The organism is Acinetobacter sp. 25-47-122, from assembly GCF_056779695.1.
Map to the genome: position 1 here is coordinate 24,646 of NZ_JBWYIJ010000001.1, position 24,594 is coordinate 49,239.

Here is a 24,594-nt window from a genome sequence, read left to right on the forward strand (position 1 = left end):
TCAGTTGATGTTTACAAATGATAGTTTTACAGGCTTATATTAACTGCTCTGTACCTTTCAACTGATACAAATTTACGATTGCATCCATCTTTTTACCAATTAAATAAATTACTGTTTTTCCTTATTTTTTTAAAATCAATATTCACCCTCTGAATATGACTTAATAAGATCTCGATATAATCCCTACTCATCATATCGAGATCAATTTCATTTTTAGAATTTATAACTATAACTTAACGCCACACGATGCTCTTCTAAATCACTCAAGGTGCCTGGAACATTGATGTTGTTATAATTAGTATCAATGAACATATAGTTGAAACCAAGACCTTTATACTTACCTTCTGGCACAACATAGTTCACGATGATGTTATTTTCATTCTCGCGACCTCGACCTGGTGTTGCCGTATCAATATTCCAACCTTGGAAATGACGTACAGTGGCAGATAATCCTGGTACACCCATTTCTTTAAAATTATAGGTATAACCCACACTCCAAGATTTCTCATCCTTACGGATAAAACTCGCGACTGACCAGTTATCTAAATAAGGTTGTGGCACCCAACCACCCAATGTTGGGAATAGTGTCGCTTTATCTCCATGCTCGCCAAACATCTCTTGATAACCCAATTGAACGGTATGCATACCATGGTTGACTTTCGCCCCCATAGAAATTGCTTGGCTATCAATTTTACCAAAAAGTTTATCACCAGTTTCACTGTTATCGAAGTAACGAATATGTGCATCTAAATTCGTTTTTTCATCAAGTTTAGTTTTATAGCTTGCAGCAACATAATGTTGCTTGAAGATGTCAGTTAAATCAGCGAACCAATAACTACCACCAATCTTTGATGTAAACTGGTGATCAACACCAACAATATACATTCCATCATCAGTTGTGAGACCTTGAGCTTCTGCCTTCGCAAAATCATTGTTTGGGAATAAGGTCAAATCTTGATACTGATTATCGTAACGCGCATTAATACCATCAATATATGCCAAGGTTAATTTAGTATCCTGAATATCTTTCGACTCTAACCATGCACCACTATAAGTAGTTAATAATTGGCGTGATGGATCGAAGAAAATAACTGGTGACATCGGCAATAAATCACCTACTTTAAGTTCAGTTTCAGAAACTTTAACTTTTAAAGTCGCACCAATTTTAGCATTATCACGTTCTGTACGACCTTGACTGTTATCATATGGCATATGAATGTCATTTACAGAATCACGCGATTTCAATCCAATTGCATATTGAGCCAAGAGATCTGCACCAACTTGAATGCCTGCACCAATATCGTGATAACCCGATTTAGCATCTAAAGTAATTGCTTGCGTCCAGTTACCATAATCTAGATTTGGTGCTGTATCGTAATTACGTTCTAAATAGAAATTTTTAAATTTAAGCTGAACATTTGAATCAGCCACAAAATTCGCGTGAGCAGAAGTTGTCCCTAGAGTTGTTGCAGCAATCATTGCTAGCCATAATTTTTGATGACGCATGGCTTCATCCTATACTCAAATCAGCGTTGATGAGCATATTGCTAAATTGTGCACTCTGAAGAAATCAGACTAGAGTCTAAAAAAAATTTAGACTTTTCCGATGAAAAACAATACTTTAAAAACTCTCATTGTTATAAACAATTAATAATAGCTCAGTAACTAAGCAAATTAACTTTTACGATGGATAATTTATTATATTTTAATATCTTACAAATTAACCCAAAAGCATTTTGCCATTTTATTTAATCGTTTTTAAGTTTAACAATTACGATACGCTCTACACCAAATCACCCAATATAAGCATCCAAACATCTCACGCAATTGTTTTTTTATATGTTTCTTTTCTAAATTCATAAAAAAAGCACTCCTAAGAGTGCTTTTTCAAATCACTTTTAAATTATGCGTTAAGTTCTTTTGCTTTAGCCATAGTCAAAGCTAGATCTTCAATCATGTCTTCCTGACCACCAACAGTACCACGGCGACCAAGCTCCATTAAGATTTCACGCGCAGATACGCCATATTTCGCTTCAGCACGTTTAGCAAACAATAGGAATGAAGAGTAAACACCCGCATAACCCAAAGTTGCCGCATCACGGTCTGCACGAATTGGGTTGTGCATCATTGGAATCACGAGATCTTCAGCAACGTCTTGTACTTTGAACAAGTCAACGCCAGTGTCCATACCCATACGGTTAGCAACAGCAATAAACAATTCAAGTGGCGTGTTACCTGCACCAGCACCAAGACCTGCAGACGCCAAGTCTACACGTACTGCACCTGCTTCAACCGCAGCAACAGTATTTGATACACCCATACCTAAGTTGTGGTGACCGTGGAAACCTAACTCAATGCTTGGGTCCAAGTGTTGACGTAAGTGACCAACGCGATCGATTACATCTTGAGGAAGCATATAACCTGCTGAGTCTGTAACATAAATACAGTTTGCACCGTAAGACACCATCTTCTTCGCTTCTTCTAAAAGACGCTCAGGAGTTGCCATGTGAGCCAACATTAAGAAGCCCACTGTGTCCATTTCTAATTTACGCGCAGCGGTGATGTGCTGTTCAGAACAGTCAGCTTCAGTACAGTGAGTTGCAACACGAATCGTTGATACACCGATTTCATGCGCCATTTTTAAATGGTCAACTGTACCGATACCAGGAAGAAGTAATGCAGAAACTTTTGCATTCTTCATACGAGGTACAACAGCAGATAAGTATTCTTCGTCAGTCGCAGCAGCAAAACCGTAGTTTACTGATGAACCACCAAGACCGTCACCGTGTGTTACTTCAATTAAAGGTACGCCTGCATCATCAAGTGCTGTTGAAATTGCAATCATTTGCTCAACAGTCGTTTGATGGCGCTGTGGATGCATACCATCACGTAAAGTCATATCATGAACAATAATCTTAGACATGCAGTTGCTCCTTAAGCTTCTTCTTTGTTGAATACGTGTTCAGCAAACATTTCTGCTGTACGAGCAGCTGCAGCTGTCATAATGTCGAGGTTACCTGCATATTTCGGCAAGAAATCACCCAAACCTTCTACTTCCAAGAAGATAGAAACACGGTTACCATCAAAAATTGGACCATTTACAAGTTTGTAACCTGGTACATATTTTTGCACTTCTTTAATCATCGCGTGAACTGATTCAGTGATCGCAGCTTGATCTGGCTCACCTTCAACAAGACAGTGTACTGTGTCACGCATCATAAGTGGTGGCTCAGCAGGGTTAATGATGATGATCGCTTTACCTTTTTTCGCACCACCAACTTTCTCAATAGCACCCGCAGTTGTACGTGTGAATTCGTCGATGTTTTTACGTGTACCAGGACCTACAGATTTTGTAGACACAGTCGCGATGATCTCACCATATTCAACAGGTTGAACACGTGAAACTGCTGCAACCATAGGAATTGTTGCCTGACCACCACACGTTACCATATTCACGTTAGGCACTTCACCTTCTGCAAGTAAAGCTTCTAAGTTCACAGGTGGAACGCAGAAAGGACCAATTGCAGCAGGTGTTAAGTCAATCATGAGCACGCCAAGCTCATTTAACTTGCGGCTGTTCTCCGCATGTACATATGCAGACGTTGCATCAAAAGCAATTTTGATATCATCTTCAATGACGTGAGGAAGAAGACCATCAACCCCTTCTGCAGTGGTTTTTAAACCCATTTTCGCAGCACGAGCAAGACCTTCAGAAGTAGGATCGATACCCACCATCCAAACTGGCTCTAACCATTCGCTACGTTGAAGTTTGTAAAGCAAATCAGTACCAATATTACCTGGTCCGATCATTGCACATTTAATCTTTTTCATTAACGTACTCTCTCAAAATTCCGACTTATTCAGCAGCGAAAGCAGCAGTCACTGAACCAAAGCCTTCAATCTCAACTTTGAATTCATCACCTGGGTTTGCTACAACCATAGGGCCTAATGCACCTGTTAAAATAATGTCACCAGCTAACAATGGACGACCACGACGTACCATTTCATCAGCAAGCCAGACAGCTGCATTTAAAGGGTTTGCTAAGCAAGCCTTACCAACACCTTGAGACACGACTTCTTCACCACGTGTCATGATCATTTTACAATTCACTAGATCAAGGTTATCGAGTTTTACAGGACGTGAACCCAATACAAATGCAGCTGAAGATGCATTATCTGCGACAGTGTCAATCAAACTGATCTTCCAGTTTTCAATTCGACTATCCACCACCTCTACAGCAGGAAGTGCATAATCAGTCGCGCTGATAATGTCAGCATAAGTGTGTTTTTCTTTCGTTAAATCTTGATTGATCACCAAAGCGATTTCCGCTTCTACTTTAGGTTGGATCAATAGACCTGCAGGAATCGCCTCTCCATCACCATAAGCCATGTCTGCAAACAGCATACCGAAGTCAGGTTGATTTACACCGAGTTGTGCTTGAACCACTTTTGATGTCAAACCGATTTTACGCCCAACTAAACGACGACCTTCTGATAAGGCACGCGCTGTATTCACTTCTTGTACAGCGTAAGCGATATCTACATCAGCAGCTTCACCACCCAACGTTGGGCGAATTGGTGCGATTGCACTTTGTGATAATTCAGCAGTTCGTAACGCTTGTGCTACTGATTCAACTACAGCAGAATTAGACATCAAGACTTCCTTCAACTTCATTCGATGATCTATTTGACCTTAGGAAAATTGCTTGAAAACAACCTTCTGAGGGACAAATTCTTTTAGAGAGATACCTGCATCTCTGATGAGAGCTAGAATGGAAAAATCTTGACCTATATGCCAATACTTATTTTCTTTATGACAATAGTTTCAGACTATAAATAATTTATCAAATGAAGACTCTATCTTATTGTTTTACATGTTTTTAAAATTTTATTATTTAAATATACAGAATGTTTAATCTATTTCTAATACTACTTGTTAGACCATTGATAATAGAATTATCTATGGATTACAAATTATTAATCACTAATTCAAAGACAAGTTATATTTTTTTATTGTTCAACTACAATTCAATTAAAATACATTTTAAAAGCCTTGTTAAGCCGACTTAAGTCGTAAAATTTGTGTTAAATATTACAATTGCTACTATCTCATCACCAAATAATCACATTTTCTCTCCATCAAAAAAGATTAGAATATTCTGTAGAATATTCATCAGGTGAAGATACAGAGATAACAATGAAATTATTAAAACTGCCACTATTGATCTTAGCTACCGGGATTAGCTTTTCGGTACTTGCTGACACAGAACCTAAAACTAATATTATTAATCTTCAAGCAGACGCTTCTAAACAAGTCTCTAATGATGAAATGCACGCCATTTTATTTATTGAAAAAAGTAATAAACAGCCTGCACAACTTTCAACACAAATGACTCAATTGATGAATCAGGCCATCAACATCAGTAAAAAATTCCCCCAAGTAAAGGTCGAAACGGGTTCTCAGACCACTTATCCTGTCTATGACAACAACAATTCAACAAAACTGAAGGAATGGCGTGGCCGTGCTGAAGTGAATATTGAAAGCAAAGATTTTAAAGCAGCGAGCCAATTAATTAGCGAGTTACAACAAGATTTTCAAACACAATCGATTAATTTCACTGTTTCCACTGAAAAACGAAAGCAGGTTGAAAATGAGTTATTGACAGAAGCCACGCAAAATTTCCAACAGCGCGCTCAGGTTCTCACTAAAGCTTGGAATCGTTCTAGTTATAACTTGGTTAACTTGAATATGAACACCAATAATTATTCACCAAGACCATTAGCCATGGCACGTGCCGCAATGGTTGTAGAGAGTGCACCCGCTGCAGACTCACAAAATATGGCTGCTGGAGAATCAACAATCACAGTCAATGCAAATGGATCAATTCAATTAAAATAGTTCGCTATTAAAGTTCAAAAAGCCACTCAATAAGTGGCTTTTTTTGTTTCTTACTTTTTAAATGGGAAGGCATATTTCACAATACGTCCCAAAACCTGACCATATTGTTTAAATAAACTCGCATTATTGTAATTCAAGCCGTATTTTTCACACACCGCTTTCACTTTAGGCCCCATTTGACGGTAACGTCGAGCAGGAATATCTGGATAAAGATGATGCTCAATCTGATGACTCAAATGCCCCGTCAAAATATGGAATCCTTCAGAACCTGTCAGGTTAGAAGACCCACGAATTTGACGCATATACCAATGGCCACGGCTTTCATTTTCTAAAACTGACTTCGGAAAAACTTCCACATCTTTGGTGAAGTGACCGCAGAAAATGATACTGAATGTCCAAATATTACGAATACCATTAGCGACTAAATTACCTGTGAAAACGGGTAATGCTGCAGGACCTGCAATGAGTGGGAAGAAAACATAATCTTTAAATAACTGTTTCCCCATTTTCTTTTTCATCGGGTTCAAACGTTGTTGAAATTCTTCTTTGCTCATGCGCCCTTTTAAGCGCTTACCAATTTCTAAGTTCTGAATCGCTACACCCCACTGGAATAACAAACAGAATGGAATACTGTAAAGTGGTTGTAATAAATATCCTTTTTTCCAGCGTTGCTCTGGGAACAAACGAAGAATTCCATAACCAATATCATCATCCATACCTTTGATATTGGTATAGGTATGGTGTTTGTAGTTGTGGGTTTGGCGCCAATCATCAGATGTGCCGACGATATCCCATTCGTAAGTTGTCCCTTTAAATTTAGGGTCGTTCATCCAATCATATTGACCATGCATCACATTATGGCCCAACTCCATGTTTTCCATGATTTTGGCAAAACCAAGCAAGCCTGTGCCTAAAAGCCATGCTGGAGGAAACCAGCCAGCAAATAAACATGCACGTCCAAGGATTGAACTGTAGCGAATCGCTGCATACACTCGCTTAATATACTTTTCGTCTTTTTCACCTAAATCATCAAGAACTTCCTGCTTAATTGCATCAAGTTCACGTGCGAGTTCATCAAGTTGTGCATCAGTGAGTTCACGATTTTTTGGGTTTTTGAAATATTGTGCTTGGACTGGCATATTCATGATTATTCTCGCTTATAGGTCGATAGTGAGATCAGACTGAGCTGAATTGATACAGATTTTGAGCAGATTTCCAGGCTCAGTATTTTCTGCACCATTGACGAGGTTTTTAGTTGCACCTTGCGCTTTATGGCATGCACATTTATTACATACCCCCATGCGGCAACCGTGCTGTGGGCGAATATTTTGTTGCTCTAAACTTACAAGTATTGATTGTCCCTTTGGAATCGTGACGACCTTATTTGATTTCGTAAGTGTGACCTGAACAAAACCAGTTTCATCACTAATGAATGGTTCAACACTGAATGCTTCACCTTTAAATTTATGAACACGAGTATCAGTTAGTTGTTCAGCAACTTGCACAAATCCTGCTGGACCGCATGCATAAACCGTATATTGATCTAAGGATTCGATAGCAGTTAAATGAGAATCTTCTAAACGGGAATCAGCCACTTCATCTTGAGTGGTAAAAAATTCAACATTAAAATTTGAGTGTTGATTCGCCAAAGCAATCAACTCTGTTTGAAATGCTAAATCTTCTATTTTTTTTGCCCAGTACATCAATTTGACTGGCTGAACTAATTTTTTTTCTTGCTGCAATAATGCCTTGATCAAGCTGTACATTGGAGTAATACCACTCCCTGCGGCCAGCATTAATAGAGGTGTATTTACACTTCCAAGTCTCATATCTCCATAGGGTGCACCAAACTCAACAATATCGCCTACCTCAGCAATATCGTTAATCCAAGAACTGACTACACCCTGATCGACTTTCTTAGCAGTCAACAATACATGTTGAGTGTCGATTTTGGTCAAACTATAGGTACGTTCAAAACAACGACCTCGTGTCGTGACAATAACTGGATGATGTTGCCCTGCTTCACCAAACTGAAATTTTCGATTAACCGCAATTTTTAAGCTGACCGTATCATTTGCAACTTGTGTACGTTCAACAATTTTGCCTAATGATTGATTCACCGACCAAATTGGATCGATCTTTTGCAACCAAAAATTGGCAGCATTCGGATCAAATACAGCATTTACTGCGGATCTAATCAAATTTTTAGGTGGCTTAACTGCTTGCATTATGGGCTCATCACAGTGGGTTTAGAATTATTATACACATGTATATATATTTGTATAGACACTTGTATATCATCTATTGATTTCCATATCCTGACACAGAGCGATATAATGCAACTCTAACTGTAAACTTCTGATATTTATGAGCAGCTCTACGATTACTCTTTCTCCTCTACATGCCAGTGAATCCGCATCCATTTTGGAGCATCCAACTGCACGTACAGTCGGAAGAAAAGCCACAATCACGAAAGAAGAATTATTCCAAGCTGCTCTCAACCTTATCGGACCTCAAAAAAGCATCGCATCTTTAAGCTTGCGCGAAGTTGCCCGTGAAGCAGGAATTGCGCCAAACAGTTTTTATAGACATTTTAAAGATATCGACGAACTTGCCATTGAATTGATTGATCGCTCAGGTATTGTTTTACGTCAAATCTTGCATCAAGCTCGCTTAAAAGCAGTTCGCAATTCAAGTATTGTGCGTAGTTCAGTTGAAGTATTTATTGAACAGTTAGATGCTGACGAAGGTAATCTGAGCCTATTGTTACGTGAAGGTTATACTGGTTCTGCCTCTTATAAAGAGGCGGTTGAAAAACAGCTCAATTACTTTCAGCAAGAACTCATGGATGACCTTGTTCGTCTTGAGCAAAATAACCCTCATAAAATCAAGCACCCAGAATTGGCAGCTAAAGCGATTACCCAATTGGTATTCACTATGGGTGCTAAATTAATCAACATGCCACACGATGAAAGAAAAGTTGTAGCTGAACAAACGATGACGATGATCCGAATGATTTTAGAAGGCGCACGTCATCTGAAAGAATAAATACTGAGTGTAAAAAAAGCCCTTCAGTTGAAGGGCTTTTTTATTACTTTTCCCAAATAACTTCTTTATTTTGAGCAACCCAAGTTGGAATAAGGGCTTCGTACTTCGCCTCAATTTTATTACGCTTAATCTTCATAGTCGGCGTCAACATATCGTTATCCATCGTCCACAAATCCATGATGACCACAAAGAATGCAATTTTTTCATGTGACTCAAGCTTTTCATTAATTTCATTCTTCAACTCAATTAATTTTGCTTCGATATCATCACGTTTATTATCTTGTTGCAATTTATTGCGAATTTCTTCTGCCAACATCACAAAGGCGATCGGCTGTTTATGGCTTGCACCACCAACACAGACAGATTCAATCATTTGGTTATTACCAATCTTTTGTTCAATTGGTACAGGCATTACATACTTACCTTTCTGAGTTTTAAAGATGTCCTTTACACGTCCAGTAATTTTTAGACGGCCAGTCGCATCAATTTCACCCATGTCTCCTGTTCTTAAATAACCATCCTCAGTCAAATCTTCAGCTGTTTTTTCTGGGTTCTTGTAATAACCCAACATTGTTCCTGGGCTTCTGACTAAAATCTCACCATTCTCATCAATCTTGCAGTCTACTCGTGCTTGAACATGTCCGACATATCCACTCATATATTCACCCATACGTGTGATATGCGAGTATCCACAGTTTTCTGTCATTCCATAAACTTCAAGCAACTCTAAGCCCAAATTACGATACCATTTAATAATATCTACGGGTAAAGGTGCAGAACCCGTTAAAGCATAACGAACATGATTCAAACCCAATTTTGCCAAGAGTTTTTGCTTAATCTTATTGCCCAAGAATGGGATTTTAAACAACACGTTTTGTACATTAAGTGGAATTTTTTCATTAATCCCCAAATAAAATTTGGTCCATAAACGTGGCACAGAAAAGAAGATCGTTGGTTTTGCACGATTAAGATCTTCAATAAATGTATCTAATGAATTGGCAAAATAAACGGTAAAACCACAAATCATCACGGATGATTGAATAAATACACGCTCTGCAACATGAGCTAGCGGCAAGTAAGATAAAGCACGATCTTTTTCTGAAACACCAAACGTAGATTTCAGCTCACTCGCAGGTGAGAGTAAGGTCTTATAACTTTGCATAACGCCCTTAGGTAGACCTGTACTGCCCGAGGTATAAATAATGGTCGCAAGCTCATCCTCGTTTGGAAAATAAGGCTCACTGGTTGGTGCTGTTTTCGCAGTGATTTCATCCCATGTCGGCGCATTATAGTCAGGCGCCAATGGCAATTTAATACAATGCATATCTCGCGGGATGATTTGTTTTACATCGTTCCAACTATCTCCAATGCCATCCAACTTACCGATAAACAGAGCCTTAGTTTCACTATGATCTAGAACATATTTGGTGCCTTCACCATTGAGAGTCGTATATAAGGGAACCGACACGTGCCCTGCCATCCAAATGGCTAGATCTGCCATGATCCAATGCGCGCTATTTTTACCAAAAATTGCAATCTGTGAGCGGCCTGGCAAATTCAGAGATTGTAAATAAGCAGCCATTTTTTTGACTTGACTGGCCACTTCTCCCCAGGTGTATTTAATCACCTGACCATTTGGTAAAGGCTGAACCAAGAAATCTTGGTTTGGCGATTTCTTTTCCCAATACATTAAGTAGTGAATATGAGTCGGTAAAAACTCAAATTGGTTGTTGTGCTGATTTACTTCCATGTGAAATGACTCCCAATAACGCATCATTGTTGTTATGTAATGACTCATAACCGAAAGCTGATTTAATCGTTTTAAACTCGTCCTGAGTTCCTGATTGCCGAGTAAAAACTACAGCTTTACGATTTAAATTTTCGAATTATTTTCTATTTTCTATCATGAATTCTGATCAAAATCCAACCATTATTTTGCTCAGTTTAATAGCGCTATATTTTTGATAAAATTGTAATTTAAGACCAATGTGTTGATGATTATCGCCAATGTACTTGGACAATGATTATCCTATAACTAAATCAAACTCATGGATAGAGATTGATCATTATGGCTCAGATTGCCACTATTTTACGTGCAAAAACTCAACTCATGGCTGTCAAAGCCCTCACCCTTGCAATCCCAGTATCACATCCTCTCGTATTTGCGGGTGAAGATTCATCAATGCAATTGTGTGGCAATATTGCTCAGCTCGGCATGAAAAAAGTGATGATTGTGACTGATGCAATATTGGTCAAATTAGGTGTCATACAACCCATTCAAGATCAATTACAGCACAATGGGATTGAAGTTGTTATTTTCTCTGATGTAAAACCTGATCCAACTTGTGAAATTGTCGAAAAATCTCTAGCACTGTTTAAAAATACCGGATGCGATAGCGTATTGGGTATAGGGGGTGGTTCGACGATTGATACAGCAAAAGTATTAGCGCTCGCAGCCGCAAACCATAAATCGCCTAAACAACTTTTTGGAATTTTAAAAAGCCGTAAACCTGCATATCCATTGTTCGTGATTCCGACCACCGCAGGTACAGGTTCTGAAGTTACCATTGCCGCAGTTATTTCAGACAGTGAAACTCATATTAAAGGCTTAGTTATTGATCCCAAAGTCGTTCCATTAGCAACTGCTTTAGATCCCGTCATCATGAAAGGCATGCCACCTGCTATCACTGCTGACACTGGCATTGATGCCCTTACTCATGCAATTGAATCGTGGGTAAGCGGATTCGCCAACAAACAATCAGATTATTACGCCAGTGCAGCCATGAAATTGATCATGGAGAATTTAAAAAAAGCATTTGAAGATGGTCAGAATATTGCAGCACGTGAAGCAATGGCGCTCGGTTCTCATTATGCTGGTTTAGCAATGAATAGTGCTGGAATTGGCTATGTACATGCTTTGGCGCATCAATTAGGGACTCAATATCAAATCCCACACGGACGCGCTAATGCCATTATCTTGCCTCATGTTCTAGAATTTAATCGTAAAGCATCAGAAAAACGCTTAGCACTAGCAGCGAAGAAAATTGGTTTAAGCTCGTCACACACTTCGGATGAACAAGCCGCAAATATATTCATTCAAAGCGTAAAGCAATTACTCAAAGATTTGAAAATCAATACTGAGATTCCGAATTTAAAAAAGCAAGATTTCCCAGAGATGATTAAATCTGCTTTTACTGAAGCCCATGGAATTTATGCCGTACCAAAATACATGAATTATTCAGATGCTGAGCAAATTTTAAATCGACTTTAATGCCAATAAGGCACGAATAAAAGCTCAGTATACAATCGTGTCTACTGAGCTTTTTTAATTTGCGACAAGGAATGCCGCCATGTTAAAAAATTTAGATTCACTAAACCCTTTTATTCATGTCACGATTGAGAATAGAATCCTGACCATCAAAATTGATCACCCCGAGCAAAAAAATGCTTTAAATGGGGAAATGTACAATGACATTGCAAAAGTATTGGATGCGGCAGATCAATCTCAACAAGTGAATGTTGTGATTTTACAGGGTAACGAACAGGATTTTACCGCAGGAAATGATCTGAAAGATTTTATGTCTGCCGCTCAAAAATATGTTGGTTTAGCCGCTGATGCTACACCACCCTTTGTCTTCCTAAAAGCGATCGCAAGATTTTCTAAACCTATTATTGCTGCGGTACGTGGCTGCACCATAGGCGTTGGCGTCACTATGCTATTTCACTGTGACATGGTATACGCCCACCCCAATACAGAATTTCAAATTCCATTTGTAAGTTTGGGATTATCTGTAGAAGGTGGCACCAGCCTTCTTTTCACTGAGTTGGCTGGTTATCATATGGCTGCCGAATTATTGCTCACAGGTCGAAAATTTTCAGCGGAAGAGGCGCTAAAATGTCGAATCATCAATCAGATTTGCGAGCAACCTGAACAATTAGCTTTACAGCGGGCTCAACAGATGAGTCAACTGCCAATGACCACGCTAAAAATTATTAAAAAACAAATTCGACCCGAGCAAGATCAAATTCAGAATTGTATTGTCCAGGAAGCTGAGGTTGTTGCAGAACGTTTAACATCACCTGAAATGATTGAAGCCGTGATGGCTTTCTTACAAAAAAGAAAACCTGACTTCAATCAATTTCTGCAGTCCTAAAAAAAGCACCCTAGGGTGCTTTTTTTATTTTATGGCTTTACCACCACCAAGACTCGAATCGCTTCAGGCGTTACAGCTAAACCTTCTAAAAGGCTTAAGCCTTCTTTTTGAAGCTTCTGCAAACGTGCAATTTCATCTTCGCGAATACTTGGGTTAAATTGTTTCAAATAACTTAAACGATCAATTTCATATTGCCATTTATTGCTATAGATTTCTTTCGCTTGCTGTTTTAATTCAGGCAAAGCACCTTTTGCAATGTCTAAAGCTTGTGCATAACGTTGTTCAACGACATCACGACGTGCTTTCACCACTTGGCGACAACTATTACCGTCAAGATGATGTAAGTATGGTTTCAAAATATCTGGTGCAATTTTAGCTGATAAATCTTGGCCTTTTTCACTTAATAACACACGAATCAATTGTGTTGGTAAACTCGCTGGCAAGTTCAATGCTTTCGGTGCAATCACATCCACTTTGAACCACACCTCAACTAAAACTGAACCTTGTGGTAAAGCTGCAGACTTCAATAACGCCACATTGGTACTACCAAACGATTGCGTATTGATCATTTCCATGACACTTTCAGTGAAAGGATGCTCAAGCGTTATGTATTGCGCATCTTCACGGATCTGAGCCTGATCACGATAGAACGTCACGGTCATGCCTTCCTCATCCAAAGTCAGACCTTGGACTTGCATTTGATCCGTAGGCTTAATAATTACCGTGCCATTACTTTGCTCATCAAAATCAATATTGGTTGATGCCATGAAGCGTTTCATAAACATTGGCAAAGTCGTATTGTCATCATACTCTTCGAGTGCTTGCACAATTTCTTGCGCAACCATTGGGCGACAAGAATTGTATTCCAATAAACGATCACGTCCAGCTTGTAGCTCTTGCTCTAAAGCTTCACGTTGCACACTTACGGCTTCAAGCAAATCTTCAAAAGCTTGACCTTTATCAGCCAACAAGCAATCTTTAAGATCAACAATAAAATTTTCTTGTAAGGTTTGCGCAGTTGGAGAAATATTGCTGAAAATATTTAATGCTTCATTGTACCAACGGAACATACGCTCTTGTGCTGTGCCCACTAAATATGGCACATGAATCTGAATACGGTTTTCTTGACCAATACGATCAAGTCGACCGATACGCTGTTCAAGCACATCAGGATTCGCTGGCAAATCAAATAGGATTAAATCTGAAGCAAACTGGAAGTTACGACCTTCTGAACCAATTTCTGAACACAATAAAATCTGAGCACCATACGAATCTTCTGCAAAATAAGCAGCTGCTTGGTCACGCTCTAATAGACTCATGCCTTCATGGAACATTGCTGTACGGATCCCTGCATGGATACGTAATGCATTTTCTAAAGCTTCAACTACAGGCCCACTACGCGCAATGAGTAAGACTTTTTTATGCTTTAACTGAGTACGGAGCATTTCCATAATCCACGTTACACGCGGATCAGTTTCCATCCAAGCACCGTCCAATTGCGCTTCTTCTGGCCACATTTGTTCACGAAGTTTACCATCCATCGACCATCCTTCTGGCGCAGGTAATGGTGCAGGCTGACAATCGCGACCAGGGAAGCCTTGAATCGCTTCACGTGTATTACGGAATAGTACACGCCCCGTACCGTGACGATCTAACAATTCATGAATTGCACGGAAACGCTGTTCTGGATCATCTTCAATCTTGTGACCCAGTAACTGCTCAATCGCTTGGAAATGATCAGCTTCAAGAGCCTGATCCGACATCAGCACTTCTGCAATTTGAGCTGTTTGCTGATATTTTTCCTCTTCATCTAAGAAACGATCAAGCGAACTAAAACGTTGTGGATCGAGTAAACGTAAACGGGCAAAATGAGACTCGACACCTAACTGTTCAGGCGTTGCAGTCAGTAAAAGTACCCCTGCTGTTTTTTCAGCAAATTCTTCAACAAGGTCATAGCGGTCATTACCACCTTCTTCTTCTGACCACATTAAGTGATGTGCTTCATCCACCACAAGCAAATCAAAACCGGCTTCAAGTGCTTGCTCACGTAAATCTTCGTGGTCGATCATGAGATCAACAGATGCAATGATGCACTGTTCAGTTAAGAACGGATTCAATTCTGGATCATGTTCTTTGATCGAAGCAGTACGCGTTAAATCAAATAGCGAGAAATTCAAATTGAAACGGCGACGCATTTCAATCATCCACTGATATTGCAGCGAATCAGGAACTAAAACCAGGATGCGTTCAGAACGTCCTGTTTTAAGTTGCTGGTGTATGATTAAACCTGCTTCAATGGTTTTACCTAGACCAACTTCATCCGCCAATAAGACACGTGGAGCAAAGCGCTTACCTACTTCATGCGCGATATAAAATTGGTGAGGAATCAATCCAACACGAGCACCCACCATGCCACGTAATGGACTATTTTGCATATTAGCTTGCATTTGTAATGCTTCAATACGCAGGTCATACCATTCTTTATAATCAATTTGGCTTGCCAGTAAACGATCAAGTGGTTTAGACAATTGAATCGTCGCACCAACACGGGTTTCATTTAATGATTTGCGTTCATCAGTACCATCTTGTAACTGACGAATGACGTTATAACGAATAACGCCACCACGCTCTTCTAATGATTCGACTTTCCAGACGATGCCCTCTTGGTCTTGAAGCTCATCATTCACATTGAACACAATTCGAGATAAAGGTGCGTTACTACGTGCATAGACACGGGTTTCGTCACTTTTAGGAAAGAGGATACTAATTGATCGTTCATTTACATCAATCAAAACCCCTAAACCTAACTCTGTCTCTGTGTCTGATAACCAACGTTGACCAATAGCAAACTGCTGCAATTTTTCCACCTTATCTCAAGTTAGGACTGAAAACTTATGCTCAAACAGGAGATGATTTGAGCAAAATTTAACGTCTATAAGCAATATATTTTGACATAAAGCCCACCAAAAAGTGAGCAATATTTAGCACCGATCTATTTAATTGATCATAACCAAGATTTCATTATGATCAGATCATAAAATATTCGTATGCTGATTTAAAAATGTGTATTTAGAACGGCACTGGACAATGAAAGTTCAGTCGTTCACCGGTAACAGGATGATTGAAACTTAACTGCTCTGCATGCAAACAGAGTCGATCTTTCAAAGCTTGTTGCGCTGGTGTTGCATACAAAGTATCCCCTACGATGGGATGCCCTAAATGCTGCATATGAACGCGAAGTTGATGTGCTCGACCTGTGATTGGCGTTAATATTACGCGTGTCACCCACTGATCTTGAATTTGAAATTTTTCAACTGCTTCCCAATGCGTTAACGCTGCTTTATTGTGATGCTCATCTACGATATGCAATGGCGGACGCGATGGGTCGTAAATCACAGGAATATCTACAGTTCCTTGACCTTCTACACATCCCGCGACTAGTGCTTGATAAGTTTTATCCGTTTCACGTTCTTGAAATTGGCGCGAAATCGATTTTTGACCTGTTTTGCTGAGTCCAAACACCAATAAGCCGGATGTATCACGATCTAAACGATGAATAAGAAGTGTACGCGGTTCTTCTTGAAGAAGACGATTGATAACGCAATCTTGAAGGTCAGGCGTTTTGCCCGGAACAGAAAGTAATCCAGCTGGTTTGTGAATCACCATAAAATCTTGATCACGATGAATGAGATGTTCCTGAAGAAAATGACTCAAATTTCTATTCCTAGCAGATCGTGAAAACAAGGCGGCAATAATAGAAAGCTTAGCGATAAATTACAATCTTGAAATGGACAAACAGTGACGATTTTTCCGATATCTGATAGAAATTAAATCAATCTAACGATTCAAATGAATTAAGTTTTGTTTGTGACATCTAGCTGTCTTTTCTCAGGATAGGAAGCAATTGAGAAAGTGTGCAATTTTGCCCAAATGATTCAAAATCTATATGTGCGCCATTGGCTCTCCACAAGCCAATCAAACTCACCATTGCGACCGAATCTAAGCCATAGCGCCTTAAATCTTGAAATGGATCAATTTCTAAAATATCGAATTCAAGGTATTCAGCAATAGACAGCAATATACCCTTTTCAGAAAGAATAAATGAGGTCGGCGCACTCAATTCCAGCATTCGAATCATGGAAGATGTATTCATATGATGAATACCTTGTTCTACACAGTTCTGAATCCACTGTAAATGTTGGCTCTTCGTTTCTACATGAACAGCATCGTTCACCACACAAATTTGAGGAGTAATCGAAATGATATGCTGTAAAAGTTGCTTTATAGGTGAATTGATCATGCCAGACACAATGAGTTGTTTCTTTTCTGCGAGTAATTCACCCAACTGCGCTACTTTAGAAAATGATTGCTGCTCTTCAATTTCAATCACTTCAATATCTAAAGCCTGAGCTTTTTTAATTAAGCGATTTAAATGAATTAATAATTCTTGATGTTGGTCATTGCTATATTCAGCTAAACGTTGAAATCCAAAAACCACCAAGACGCATTGTTCAGCTTGAATGGACCACTTTGCCAAACTCCCGCTGAGTTCAATTTTTTTGGGTGGTGTATAAAAATATGACATTGCCACTTTAATCAGCTAAAGCCAAGAAAACTTCTATGGCATGCAGCGCAATTTCAGCATCTTCAAAAGATTTAGCACCTGAAACTCCCACAGCTCCCACCAATTGCCCTTGATAAATAATGGGTTCTGCACCTTCTAACATTCCCGACAATGAGTGAACAGTCAGAAAACCCAATTGCCCATCTTTGATCAGCTCTTCAAAAATTTGAGATGGGTGGCGGCTCAAAGCTGAACATTTTGCTTTTTCGGCTGACAAATTCGCAGTCATCGGAGAGGCACCATCCATGCGTTTCATTGCAAGTAAACTTCCAGTTTCATCTACAACAGAAATACTGACATTCAACTTTTTATCAATCGCATATTGTTGCGCACGCGTCAGTAAGAACTCCGCGTCTTCTAAAGTTAAATAATGTTTTAATTTCATTTCTATTTTAAGTCCGTGAATTTTATACGTGCAAAAAAGCCTACAGTATTTACACTGTAGGCTTATGTTAATAGATTTTCAAAAAAATTCTATTTTAAACGCGCAAATACATTCTTAGCTGCTTGAATAGTGAACGCAATATCTTCATCGGAATGCGCACTTGAGATAAAGCCGGCTTCAAAAGCAGAAGGCGCTAAATTTACACCTTCATCCAACATGCCATGGAAGAATTTACGGAACATTTCAACATCGCATTTCAACATTGAATCAAAGCTTGTGATGTCTTCTTGATCAGTGAAATACAATCCAAACATACCTCCAACCTGTTGAGTCTTAAATGGTATACCTGCTTCATCAGCGGCAGTCTGTAAACCAGTCAATAACTTTTCGAGCTGTGCGGTTAGATTTTCATAGAAACCTGGTTGACGAAGATGTTTAAACATCTCAATCCCAGCTCTCATTGCCAGCGGATTACCTGACAAAGTTCCCGCTTGATAAACTTTACCTAGAGGTGCAATACATTCCATCACTTCGCGCTTACCACCAAATGCGCCTACAGGAAGACCTGCACCAATAATTTTACCTAGCGTAGTTAAATCAGGTGTAACGCCGTAGTGTGCTTGAGCTCCACCTAATCCCACACGGAATCCAGTCATCACTTCATCAATAATGAATACTGAACCATGCTCATCACACACATCTCGAATGGCTTGCAAGAATCCATCAATTGGTTTGACCAAGTTCATGTTACCTGCAACAGGTTCAACAATAACACCCGCAATTTCGGAACCAAACTTAGCAAAACATTCTTTTAAAGTCGCAATATCATTGTATGGAAGCGTTAATGTATGTTTTGCAAAATCAGCAGGAACACCCGCAGATGTCGCCTCGCCTTCACCACTTGTGAGTAGACCAGAACCTGCTTTCACTAAAAGTGAATCTGAGTGACCATGGTAACAGCCCTCAAACTTAACAATCTTGTCACGACCTGTATACCCACGTGCAAGTCGAATCGCAGTCATTGTTGCTTCTGTCCCTGAGTTGGTCATACGTACCAATTCAATTGACGGCATAATTTCACAGATAATATCTGCCAATGTCGTTTCATGCACCGTAGGTGCACCAAAACTTAGACCATCAACAGCGGCGTCTTGAACAGCTTTAATAATCGCAGGGTGTGCATGTCCTAAAATCATTGGTCCCCATGAACCCACATAATCTACATAGCGTTTGCCATCTACATCATACAGGTAGGCACCTTGAGCTTTTTCAATAAATACCGGCGTACCGCCTACACCATTAAAAGCACGTACTGGTGAATTCACACCACCAGGAATATGTTTGCTGGCTTGTTTAAATAGTTGTTCTTGCTTAGGAGATAAACTCATGAAAATCACTCAACTCAAAAAAGTAAAAAATTTAAGCTTGTTTAGCAAATAGCTCTGACCAGTCGTAAACACGTTGACCAACAGTTGACATAGACCGACCCAATACATCGCTAATGACAGCACAAAGATCTGCTCCGGCAGCAATCACTTCAGCGCCATTTTCAACCGTCAAACCTCCAATCGCGCAAATAGGTACATTTAATTTTGCTTTTGCAGCTTTTAATGTTTCTAAACCAATATTACCTGCTTCAGGTTTGCTTTGTGTCGCATAAATTGCGCCAAATGCTACATAATTTGCGCCGTCTGCGATCGCTTGCTCAGCTAGTTCAATAGAATTATTACAACTACGTCCAATTAAGACGTTTTTTGGCAATCTTTCCACAGCCTCTTGGATTGAACCATCATCTTGACCAAGATGCACACCCACGCCATATTTGACTGCGGCCTCTAAATCATCATTGATGACAAAAGGAACCTTATATTGATTACACATATTCTTCATGTATTCAATTTCATAAGCTTGATCTTCTTTCGCAACGTTTTTACGACGATACTGAAGTACTGCAACTTCATAAGTTGCCATCGCTCCTTCAAGCTTTGCTAATAGAAGTTCAATAGGATCATCGTTGGTGATTAAATACAAACCGCGCATAAAGAATAACTCTAGGCAAATACTAAAAATTTAAAACATTATAGGACAAAGCCTTGGAAGAACACATTGATAAAATGTAGAAATTAACAGGCTCTATTGTTGACTAAGCGTGTTCAAGATATTGATTGAAATGAATTTGAGAAATTTAATCCAAGAAAAATTGGCTCCAATACGCTTGAATATATTCCATCTAGTTCTTCGAAAGACATACTTAAGTACATAAAGGAAATTTGCGAAAAAAGAGATATGTTGCCTGCGAAGGAGCCTATACCTGGCATTAGTTATAAACGAATCAGTATGAAAACACCTTTTAGCATGTCATGCACAGCAAATGCTTAAGGGATTCCCTCTTCCATTAAAGTACAGTCAATAATTTTGTATAATCTCAATTATGTTAAATAGATGCGTTTAATTATTTGATTCAGTACTTAATTCATAATGTTTGATAACTTCATCAATAATCAATCGTAAAACTTGCCGGCAACTAATGGACATAAATAGCTTCGTCAGAAAGTTTTTTAAAATTAACAATTTGATTGTTTTCTCTTTCAGAGATCTACTGAGGGTAACTCAGATTAAGCCTTTAATTTTCCTATTTTTATTTGTTTACTTAAAGCGCTCGGATAGTATCAAAATGAGTGAAGCACCAATATTATCAATACATTTTCTTAACTCATTCAACTATATAAAACGTTTTCATATAAATTAATTTTATCATTCATCATTAGCCCCCATTATTTATTCTATTGATGGCTTGCTCTAATTCATCATAATGATGAATACTCTCATCTGTAATTGCTTTTTTTAGTATTTTATTTGGGTGAAAAAAAAATAGTTTTCATACCAACATTTTTTGCACCTTCTATATCAGCTTTAGGATTATCACCAATAAAAATACAATCAGAAGGTGTACAATTTAACTGGTTACAAGCGTAAGCAAATATTTTTTTATCGGGCTTTCTCAAGCCAATCGCTTCTGAAACTATGATAGTCGAGAAATATTCGGTAAGACCTAAAGCATAAAAATTATGTTCCTGAAATGGGCTTTTTCCATTGGAGACTAACCCAATCTTATATCCCTTTTGATAAAGATCTGAAATGACTTTTTGGACGTCATCAAAACCAATTGAAAATTTATTGAAATCAGTAATGTAAGAATTAAGTAATTCATCAACAGTAAATTTTTTTATATTAAAATCTTTGATTAATTGACTGTAAACGATATCTTTCCAAACATTTCCATTATCATCCAATTCAATAAATTTTTTTATAAATGCATCTTTTAGTTCTTGTGGTACTAATTGGAAAAAATTTACTTGCCAACTTATAAAACGAATAAGTGACTCATTCCTATTCAAAATAGTTTGATCCAAATCAAACAGAAGTATGTTTCGCATTAAAAATACTTACTCTCATAATAAAAGTTCTATATATAGTTCATCTTCTTTTTTTTTCAGTATTATTCAAATTAACATAATATGTATTATATGCGGTTTATCAGAATAATACCGTTAACTCATCTAACTTAATACGTTAATTTTTTTATTTAATCCCAATATTTATAATTTGGATTTATTCATTGGATCTTAAGCCTTTCCAGCTATCATATAATCATATTTTTGTGTAGCTTTCTTAAAACATTTCATGACAAAAAAGCCCAGAATTTTCTGAGCTTTTTTAAAAAAATATAAATTTAGCTATCAATTTTATCAAATTTACGATCTTTCAAACTCAAGTTTCCGCGCAAAATATCAGATAACATTCTCCAGTCTGAAATAAAGCTATACAACGGTTGTTTAAAGCTTGCTGGCTTATTTTTTTCAAAAACAAAATGCCCCACCCACGCGCATGCGTAGCCTGAAACTAATCCGTAGACTAGATATTTAGCTTTACGCTGACGAATCGCTTGAGTAAAAAAATAAATACCGATTGAGCTACCTGCTGCATGTAAACGACGACTCATAATGCTGCGGTGTTCAGTCAAATAAAAACGATAAAATTCTGAGTAATTCTTGATGGGTAATTGAAGTTTAGCTTCTTCTTGCGATGAAGACGGCTCTACATAAGCATTCATTGTTGTATTCCTGTCCTTTTTTTGACCACCATAATTCAAAAAATCGCACTTGAAAAGCTTATCTTACAAATATTGTGATTAATCATTCATTCAATTAAATGTAAGTGAATTGTCAAGATTGTGGTTCTAACTGAATCAGTTACAATCCCCTTTAAATTAAAAGGCAATCAAATGTCTTACTTCTATGAAAATGATTGATCAATTAGGAAAATCACATGCTTGAAATTGAATTAAAGTTTCAGATCCCAGAATCTCGACGAAATGCGATTTTAAAAGCAATCGATCCGAAAAAGTCTGAACTCATTCAAATGCAAGCAAAGTACTATGACACTCCAGATCGCCTACTCTCTCAGCATGGCATAGCCATTCGACAACGTCTTGAAAATACCAAATGGGTTCAAACCTTAAAAGCGACGAAAAGTAAAAGTCATTTACACCGTTTCGAACATAATCATAATTTAGGTAATCTTGAAGCTGCACCGAATTTAGATCTATCTATTTATTCAGATGATTCCGAAGCTTATAAGGTCTTAAATGACGCATTAAAAGGTGATTTTGACCAATTAGTCTTGCAGTTTGAAACAGACATTCAACGTACAGTCCGAGTAATTAGCTTTGAGAATGCTGAAATTGAAGTGTGTCTAGATATTGGCGTTGTACGATCAGGTGATCGAGAACATGAGATTCATGAAGTAGAGTTTGAACTCAAACAAGGAAAAGTTGAAACATTACTAGCGTTTAGTTTTGAGTGGGTCAAAAAATATCAACTTTGGCTAGATGTTCGAAGTAAAGCTGAGTTTGGTAATTTATTGGTTTCAAATTTAGTTGTAAGCCCAGCGCGAACTGAAAAAGAATGGATCGTTGCAAAAAAAGAAAGCGCAGAAAAAACGATTCGGATGATGATTGGTCATCATATGCAACATTTACTGCCGAATATTGCTGCGATTTCTGCGGAAGTGGCTGAACAGGAACACATCAAACAAGCACATATTGCTTTGAACTATTTGTTTTTAAGTCTATCTATTTTTAAAGACTGGACCTCAAAAAGCACTGATAAATGGGCACATCAATTATCTGCATTTAAAAGCCATTTTGAAAACCTAAAACATTATGAGCATATGCAACACACCTTAGGCGCTATTCTGCAAAACCCTAAAACTGCTGAAATGCTCAGCAAAGATGTGCTCTACGCCCGAGAAAAATTAAACAACCTAGTCAGATCTACCCAAAACGTTCAACACTATCTTGAACTTTTGAGTTTTAGTTTAGGCAATTCCAAGAAGGTGCAACCCCAAGACCTCAAAACCTATGCTCAAAATACGCTTCAACAGCAGTATAAAGTTTTACAGGAATGTCTAAATGAAGCTGATCCCTCTAACTTTGAAAGTCTTGACCAATTGGCAATACATTTAAGTGAATTAAAATTCAGTTTCCCAGTCTTAACACAAATTTTTGATGTGAAGAACTTACAAAAATACGGCAAGGCGCTTAATGATGCACATTATGCAGCTGAACAATATCAAGTATTGTCTTCCTCATCATCCTACTTACAGCAAACAGAATTAGAAGCCAGTGACTGGTTCGCCTTAGGTTGGTTGACGGCAAAACAAGAAATTTACGCTGAAAAACTTTTGGAAGCGGCTGAACAATTCCTAGTCAGTCGAAAATTTATCAAGTCATAAAATTTAAGTCAGAACTTTTCGTCAGTGAGAAGTTCTGACTCAAAAATGATCCCAAGTTTGCATCGCCTTGTGTACAACGCTTTCCAATTGTTCAAAAGTTGCACCATCACGTGCTTGTAAGCTTAGTCCTTGCAAAATCGTCATATAATAATCTGTCATTGCCTGAATATTAGTTTGTTTACTAATTTCACCTGAAGCTTGGGCAGCTAATAATTTTTCTAGTAAATTCGATTTAGATAGCTGTCTTTTTTCCGAAATTGATTGTTGTATTTGTTGATTTTGAATCGAACAGTTCATTGTCGACACGACCAACATACATCCTTTGGGTTTGTCTTTCTGCACCAGTCGTTTTAGATTTTCAATCAAATAAAGTTCCATTGCTAATTTTATGGAATGTGCATGTTTAAAAATCATTTCCATCGAGCATGATTCGTGCCTGAGATAATAGTCAATGCAACGATTAAAGAGCTCAGATTTATCACCATACGTACTATAAAGACTAGGTGCAGTGATTCCCATGGCGAATGTTAAATCACTCATTGAAGTGGCTTCATAACCGTATTTCCAAAATAGTGTCATGGCTTTTTCAAGTGCTTGTTCTTCATTAAAACACTTAGGACGTCCACGCCCCTTAGATATTGATTTGACACTATCCATTTGATTTATTGGCTTTGAACTTTCATGCATA

General features: G+C 38.2%; 20 protein-coding genes and 1 pseudogene. 5 read left to right on the plus strand and 16 right to left on the minus strand.

The genetic code is table 11. From position 1 onward, the window contains the following. Nucleotides 1–213 precede the first annotated feature (213 nt). The 4 genes from AC1M9P_RS00105 to AC1M9P_RS00120 all read right to left on the minus strand — a co-directional run bounded on the left by AC1M9P_RS00105 (nucleotide 214) and on the right by AC1M9P_RS00120 (nucleotide 4,654). Nucleotides 214–1,506: an OprD family outer membrane porin gene (locus tag AC1M9P_RS00105; protein WP_481586391.1), complete on the minus strand. Its 1,293-nt coding sequence runs from the start codon at nucleotides 1,504–1,506 to the stop codon at nucleotides 214–216. 397 nt (nucleotides 1,507–1,903) lie between these two features. Further along, nucleotides 1,904–2,923 (minus strand): 4-hydroxy-2-oxovalerate aldolase, encoded by a 1,020-nt coding sequence (dmpG, locus tag AC1M9P_RS00110; protein ID WP_035267135.1) that lies wholly within the window; start codon nucleotides 2,921–2,923, stop codon nucleotides 1,904–1,906. An 11-nt stretch (nucleotides 2,924–2,934) separates the two neighbouring features. Next, nucleotides 2,935–3,831 (minus strand): acetaldehyde dehydrogenase (acetylating), encoded by an 897-nt coding sequence (locus AC1M9P_RS00115; RefSeq protein WP_035267137.1) that lies wholly within the window; start codon nucleotides 3,829–3,831, stop codon nucleotides 2,935–2,937. 25 nt (nucleotides 3,832–3,856) lie between these two features. Further along, nucleotides 3,857–4,654 (minus strand): fumarylacetoacetate hydrolase family protein, encoded by a 798-nt coding sequence (locus tag AC1M9P_RS00120; protein WP_481586392.1) that lies wholly within the window; start codon nucleotides 4,652–4,654, stop codon nucleotides 3,857–3,859. Nucleotides 4,655–5,197: 543 nt separating this feature from the next. Between AC1M9P_RS00120 and AC1M9P_RS00125 the strand changes: the two genes are divergently transcribed. Continuing rightward, nucleotides 5,198–5,899, plus strand: coding sequence for an SIMPL domain-containing protein (locus AC1M9P_RS00125; protein ID WP_481586393.1), 702 nt, complete (start codon nucleotides 5,198–5,200; stop codon nucleotides 5,897–5,899). Between the two features lie 50 nt (nucleotides 5,900–5,949). Here the strand turns inward: AC1M9P_RS00125 and AC1M9P_RS00130 are convergent, their stop codons facing one another. Further along, nucleotides 5,950–7,044: a fatty acid desaturase family protein gene (locus AC1M9P_RS00130; protein ID WP_481586394.1), complete on the minus strand. Its 1,095-nt coding sequence runs from the start codon at nucleotides 7,042–7,044 to the stop codon at nucleotides 5,950–5,952. Between the two features lie 12 nt (nucleotides 7,045–7,056). After that, the gene (locus AC1M9P_RS00135) at nucleotides 7,057–8,127 is read right to left on the minus strand and encodes a flavin reductase family protein (RefSeq protein WP_481586395.1); all 1,071 of its coding nucleotides are present in this window, start codon (nucleotides 8,125–8,127) and stop codon (nucleotides 7,057–7,059) included. A 139-nt stretch (nucleotides 8,128–8,266) separates the two neighbouring features. Between AC1M9P_RS00135 and fabR the strand changes: the two genes are divergently transcribed. Beyond that, complete coding sequence (gene fabR, locus AC1M9P_RS00140; RefSeq protein WP_035267148.1) at nucleotides 8,267–8,947, plus strand: HTH-type transcriptional repressor FabR; 681 nt, start codon at nucleotides 8,267–8,269, stop codon at nucleotides 8,945–8,947. Between the two features lie 43 nt (nucleotides 8,948–8,990). On the opposite strand, the gene AC1M9P_RS00145 is transcribed toward fabR, so the two are convergent. Then, nucleotides 8,991–10,697: an AMP-binding protein gene (locus AC1M9P_RS00145; RefSeq protein WP_481586396.1), complete on the minus strand. Its 1,707-nt coding sequence runs from the start codon at nucleotides 10,695–10,697 to the stop codon at nucleotides 8,991–8,993. 318 nt (nucleotides 10,698–11,015) lie between these two features. Between AC1M9P_RS00145 and AC1M9P_RS00150 the strand changes: the two genes are divergently transcribed. Together AC1M9P_RS00150 and AC1M9P_RS00155 are read left to right on the plus strand one after the other, a co-directional pair. Further along, a complete protein-coding gene (locus AC1M9P_RS00150; RefSeq protein ID WP_481586397.1) occupies nucleotides 11,016–12,218 on the plus strand; it encodes an iron-containing alcohol dehydrogenase in 1,203 nt (400 codons plus the stop codon). Nucleotides 12,219–12,297: 79 nt separating this feature from the next. After that, the gene (locus AC1M9P_RS00155) at nucleotides 12,298–13,101 is read left to right on the plus strand and encodes an enoyl-CoA hydratase-related protein (protein ID WP_481586398.1); all 804 of its coding nucleotides are present in this window, start codon (nucleotides 12,298–12,300) and stop codon (nucleotides 13,099–13,101) included. Nucleotides 13,102–13,130: 29 nt separating this feature from the next. On the opposite strand, the gene rapA is transcribed toward AC1M9P_RS00155, so the two are convergent. The 8 genes and pseudogenes from rapA to AC1M9P_RS00195 form a co-directional block, all read right to left on the minus strand. Further along, nucleotides 13,131–15,968: an RNA polymerase-associated protein RapA gene (gene rapA / locus AC1M9P_RS00160; protein WP_481586399.1), complete on the minus strand. Its 2,838-nt coding sequence runs from the start codon at nucleotides 15,966–15,968 to the stop codon at nucleotides 13,131–13,133. A 202-nt stretch (nucleotides 15,969–16,170) separates the two neighbouring features. After that, complete coding sequence (locus AC1M9P_RS00165) at nucleotides 16,171–16,815, minus strand: RluA family pseudouridine synthase (protein ID WP_481586400.1); 645 nt, start codon at nucleotides 16,813–16,815, stop codon at nucleotides 16,171–16,173. A gap of 160 nt (nucleotides 16,816–16,975) precedes the next feature. Then, a complete protein-coding gene (locus tag AC1M9P_RS00170; protein WP_481586401.1) occupies nucleotides 16,976–17,692 on the minus strand; it encodes an acyl carrier protein in 717 nt (238 codons plus the stop codon). Nucleotide 17,693: 1 nt separating this feature from the next. Continuing rightward, complete coding sequence (locus AC1M9P_RS00175) at nucleotides 17,694–18,110, minus strand: GlcG/HbpS family heme-binding protein (protein ID WP_035267160.1); 417 nt, start codon at nucleotides 18,108–18,110, stop codon at nucleotides 17,694–17,696. Nucleotides 18,111–18,199: 89 nt separating this feature from the next. Further along, nucleotides 18,200–19,498: a glutamate-1-semialdehyde 2,1-aminomutase gene (hemL, locus tag AC1M9P_RS00180; protein ID WP_481586402.1), complete on the minus strand. Its 1,299-nt coding sequence runs from the start codon at nucleotides 19,496–19,498 to the stop codon at nucleotides 18,200–18,202. 31 nt (nucleotides 19,499–19,529) lie between these two features. Beyond that, the gene (thiE, locus tag AC1M9P_RS00185; protein WP_481586403.1) at nucleotides 19,530–20,150 is read right to left on the minus strand and encodes a thiamine phosphate synthase; all 621 of its coding nucleotides are present in this window, start codon (nucleotides 20,148–20,150) and stop codon (nucleotides 19,530–19,532) included. Between the two features lie 724 nt (nucleotides 20,151–20,874). Beyond that, a pseudogene (locus AC1M9P_RS00190) lies at nucleotides 20,875–21,547 on the minus strand (HAD family hydrolase). A gap of 296 nt (nucleotides 21,548–21,843) precedes the next feature. Beyond that, nucleotides 21,844–22,224: an Mpo1-like protein gene (locus tag AC1M9P_RS00195; RefSeq protein ID WP_035268687.1), complete on the minus strand. Its 381-nt coding sequence runs from the start codon at nucleotides 22,222–22,224 to the stop codon at nucleotides 21,844–21,846. Between the two features lie 215 nt (nucleotides 22,225–22,439). Here AC1M9P_RS00195 and AC1M9P_RS00200 point away from each other — a divergent pair, with 215 nt between their 5' ends. After that, entirely contained in the window at nucleotides 22,440–23,906 is a 1,467-nt protein-coding gene (locus AC1M9P_RS00200) for a CYTH domain-containing protein (RefSeq protein WP_481586404.1), read from the plus strand. A 39-nt stretch (nucleotides 23,907–23,945) separates the two neighbouring features. On the opposite strand, the gene AC1M9P_RS00205 is transcribed toward AC1M9P_RS00200, so the two are convergent. Then, a complete protein-coding gene (locus AC1M9P_RS00205) occupies nucleotides 23,946–24,593 on the minus strand; it encodes a TetR/AcrR family transcriptional regulator (protein WP_481586405.1) in 648 nt (215 codons plus the stop codon). Nucleotide 24,594: the final 1 nt, after the last annotated feature.

Coding starts and splice junctions, on each gene's coding strand:
- AC1M9P_RS00105 (WP_481586391.1), bottom strand. CDS start 1,506: ATGCGTCATCAAAAATTATGGCTAGCAATGATTGCTGCAACAACTCTA.
- dmpG (WP_035267135.1), bottom strand. CDS start 2,923: ATGTCTAAGATTATTGTTCATGATATGACTTTACGTGATGGTATGCAT.
- AC1M9P_RS00115 (WP_035267137.1), bottom strand. CDS start 3,831: ATGAAAAAGATTAAATGTGCAATGATCGGACCAGGTAATATTGGTACT.
- AC1M9P_RS00120 (WP_481586392.1), bottom strand. CDS start 4,654: ATGTCTAATTCTGCTGTAGTTGAATCAGTAGCACAAGCGTTACGAACT.
- AC1M9P_RS00125 (WP_481586393.1), top strand. CDS start 5,198: ATGAAATTATTAAAACTGCCACTATTGATCTTAGCTACCGGGATTAGC.
- AC1M9P_RS00130 (WP_481586394.1), bottom strand. CDS start 7,044: ATGAATATGCCAGTCCAAGCACAATATTTCAAAAACCCAAAAAATCGT.
- AC1M9P_RS00135 (WP_481586395.1), bottom strand. CDS start 8,127: ATGCAAGCAGTTAAGCCACCTAAAAATTTGATTAGATCCGCAGTAAAT.
- fabR (WP_035267148.1), top strand. CDS start 8,267: ATGAGCAGCTCTACGATTACTCTTTCTCCTCTACATGCCAGTGAATCC.
- AC1M9P_RS00145 (WP_481586396.1), bottom strand. CDS start 10,697: ATGGAAGTAAATCAGCACAACAACCAATTTGAGTTTTTACCGACTCAT.
- AC1M9P_RS00150 (WP_481586397.1), top strand. CDS start 11,016: ATGGCTCAGATTGCCACTATTTTACGTGCAAAAACTCAACTCATGGCT.
- AC1M9P_RS00155 (WP_481586398.1), top strand. CDS start 12,298: ATGTTAAAAAATTTAGATTCACTAAACCCTTTTATTCATGTCACGATT.
- AC1M9P_RS00175 (WP_035267160.1), bottom strand. CDS start 18,110: ATGAAATTAAAACATTATTTAACTTTAGAAGACGCGGAGTTCTTACTG.
- hemL (WP_481586402.1), bottom strand. CDS start 19,498: ATGAGTTTATCTCCTAAGCAAGAACAACTATTTAAACAAGCCAGCAAA.
- thiE (WP_481586403.1), bottom strand. CDS start 20,150: ATGCGCGGTTTGTATTTAATCACCAACGATGATCCTATTGAACTTCTA.
- AC1M9P_RS00195 (WP_035268687.1), bottom strand. CDS start 22,224: ATGAATGCTTATGTAGAGCCGTCTTCATCGCAAGAAGAAGCTAAACTT.
- AC1M9P_RS00200 (WP_481586404.1), top strand. CDS start 22,440: ATGCTTGAAATTGAATTAAAGTTTCAGATCCCAGAATCTCGACGAAAT.
- AC1M9P_RS00205 (WP_481586405.1), bottom strand. CDS start 24,593: ATGCATGAAAGTTCAAAGCCAATAAATCAAATGGATAGTGTCAAATCA.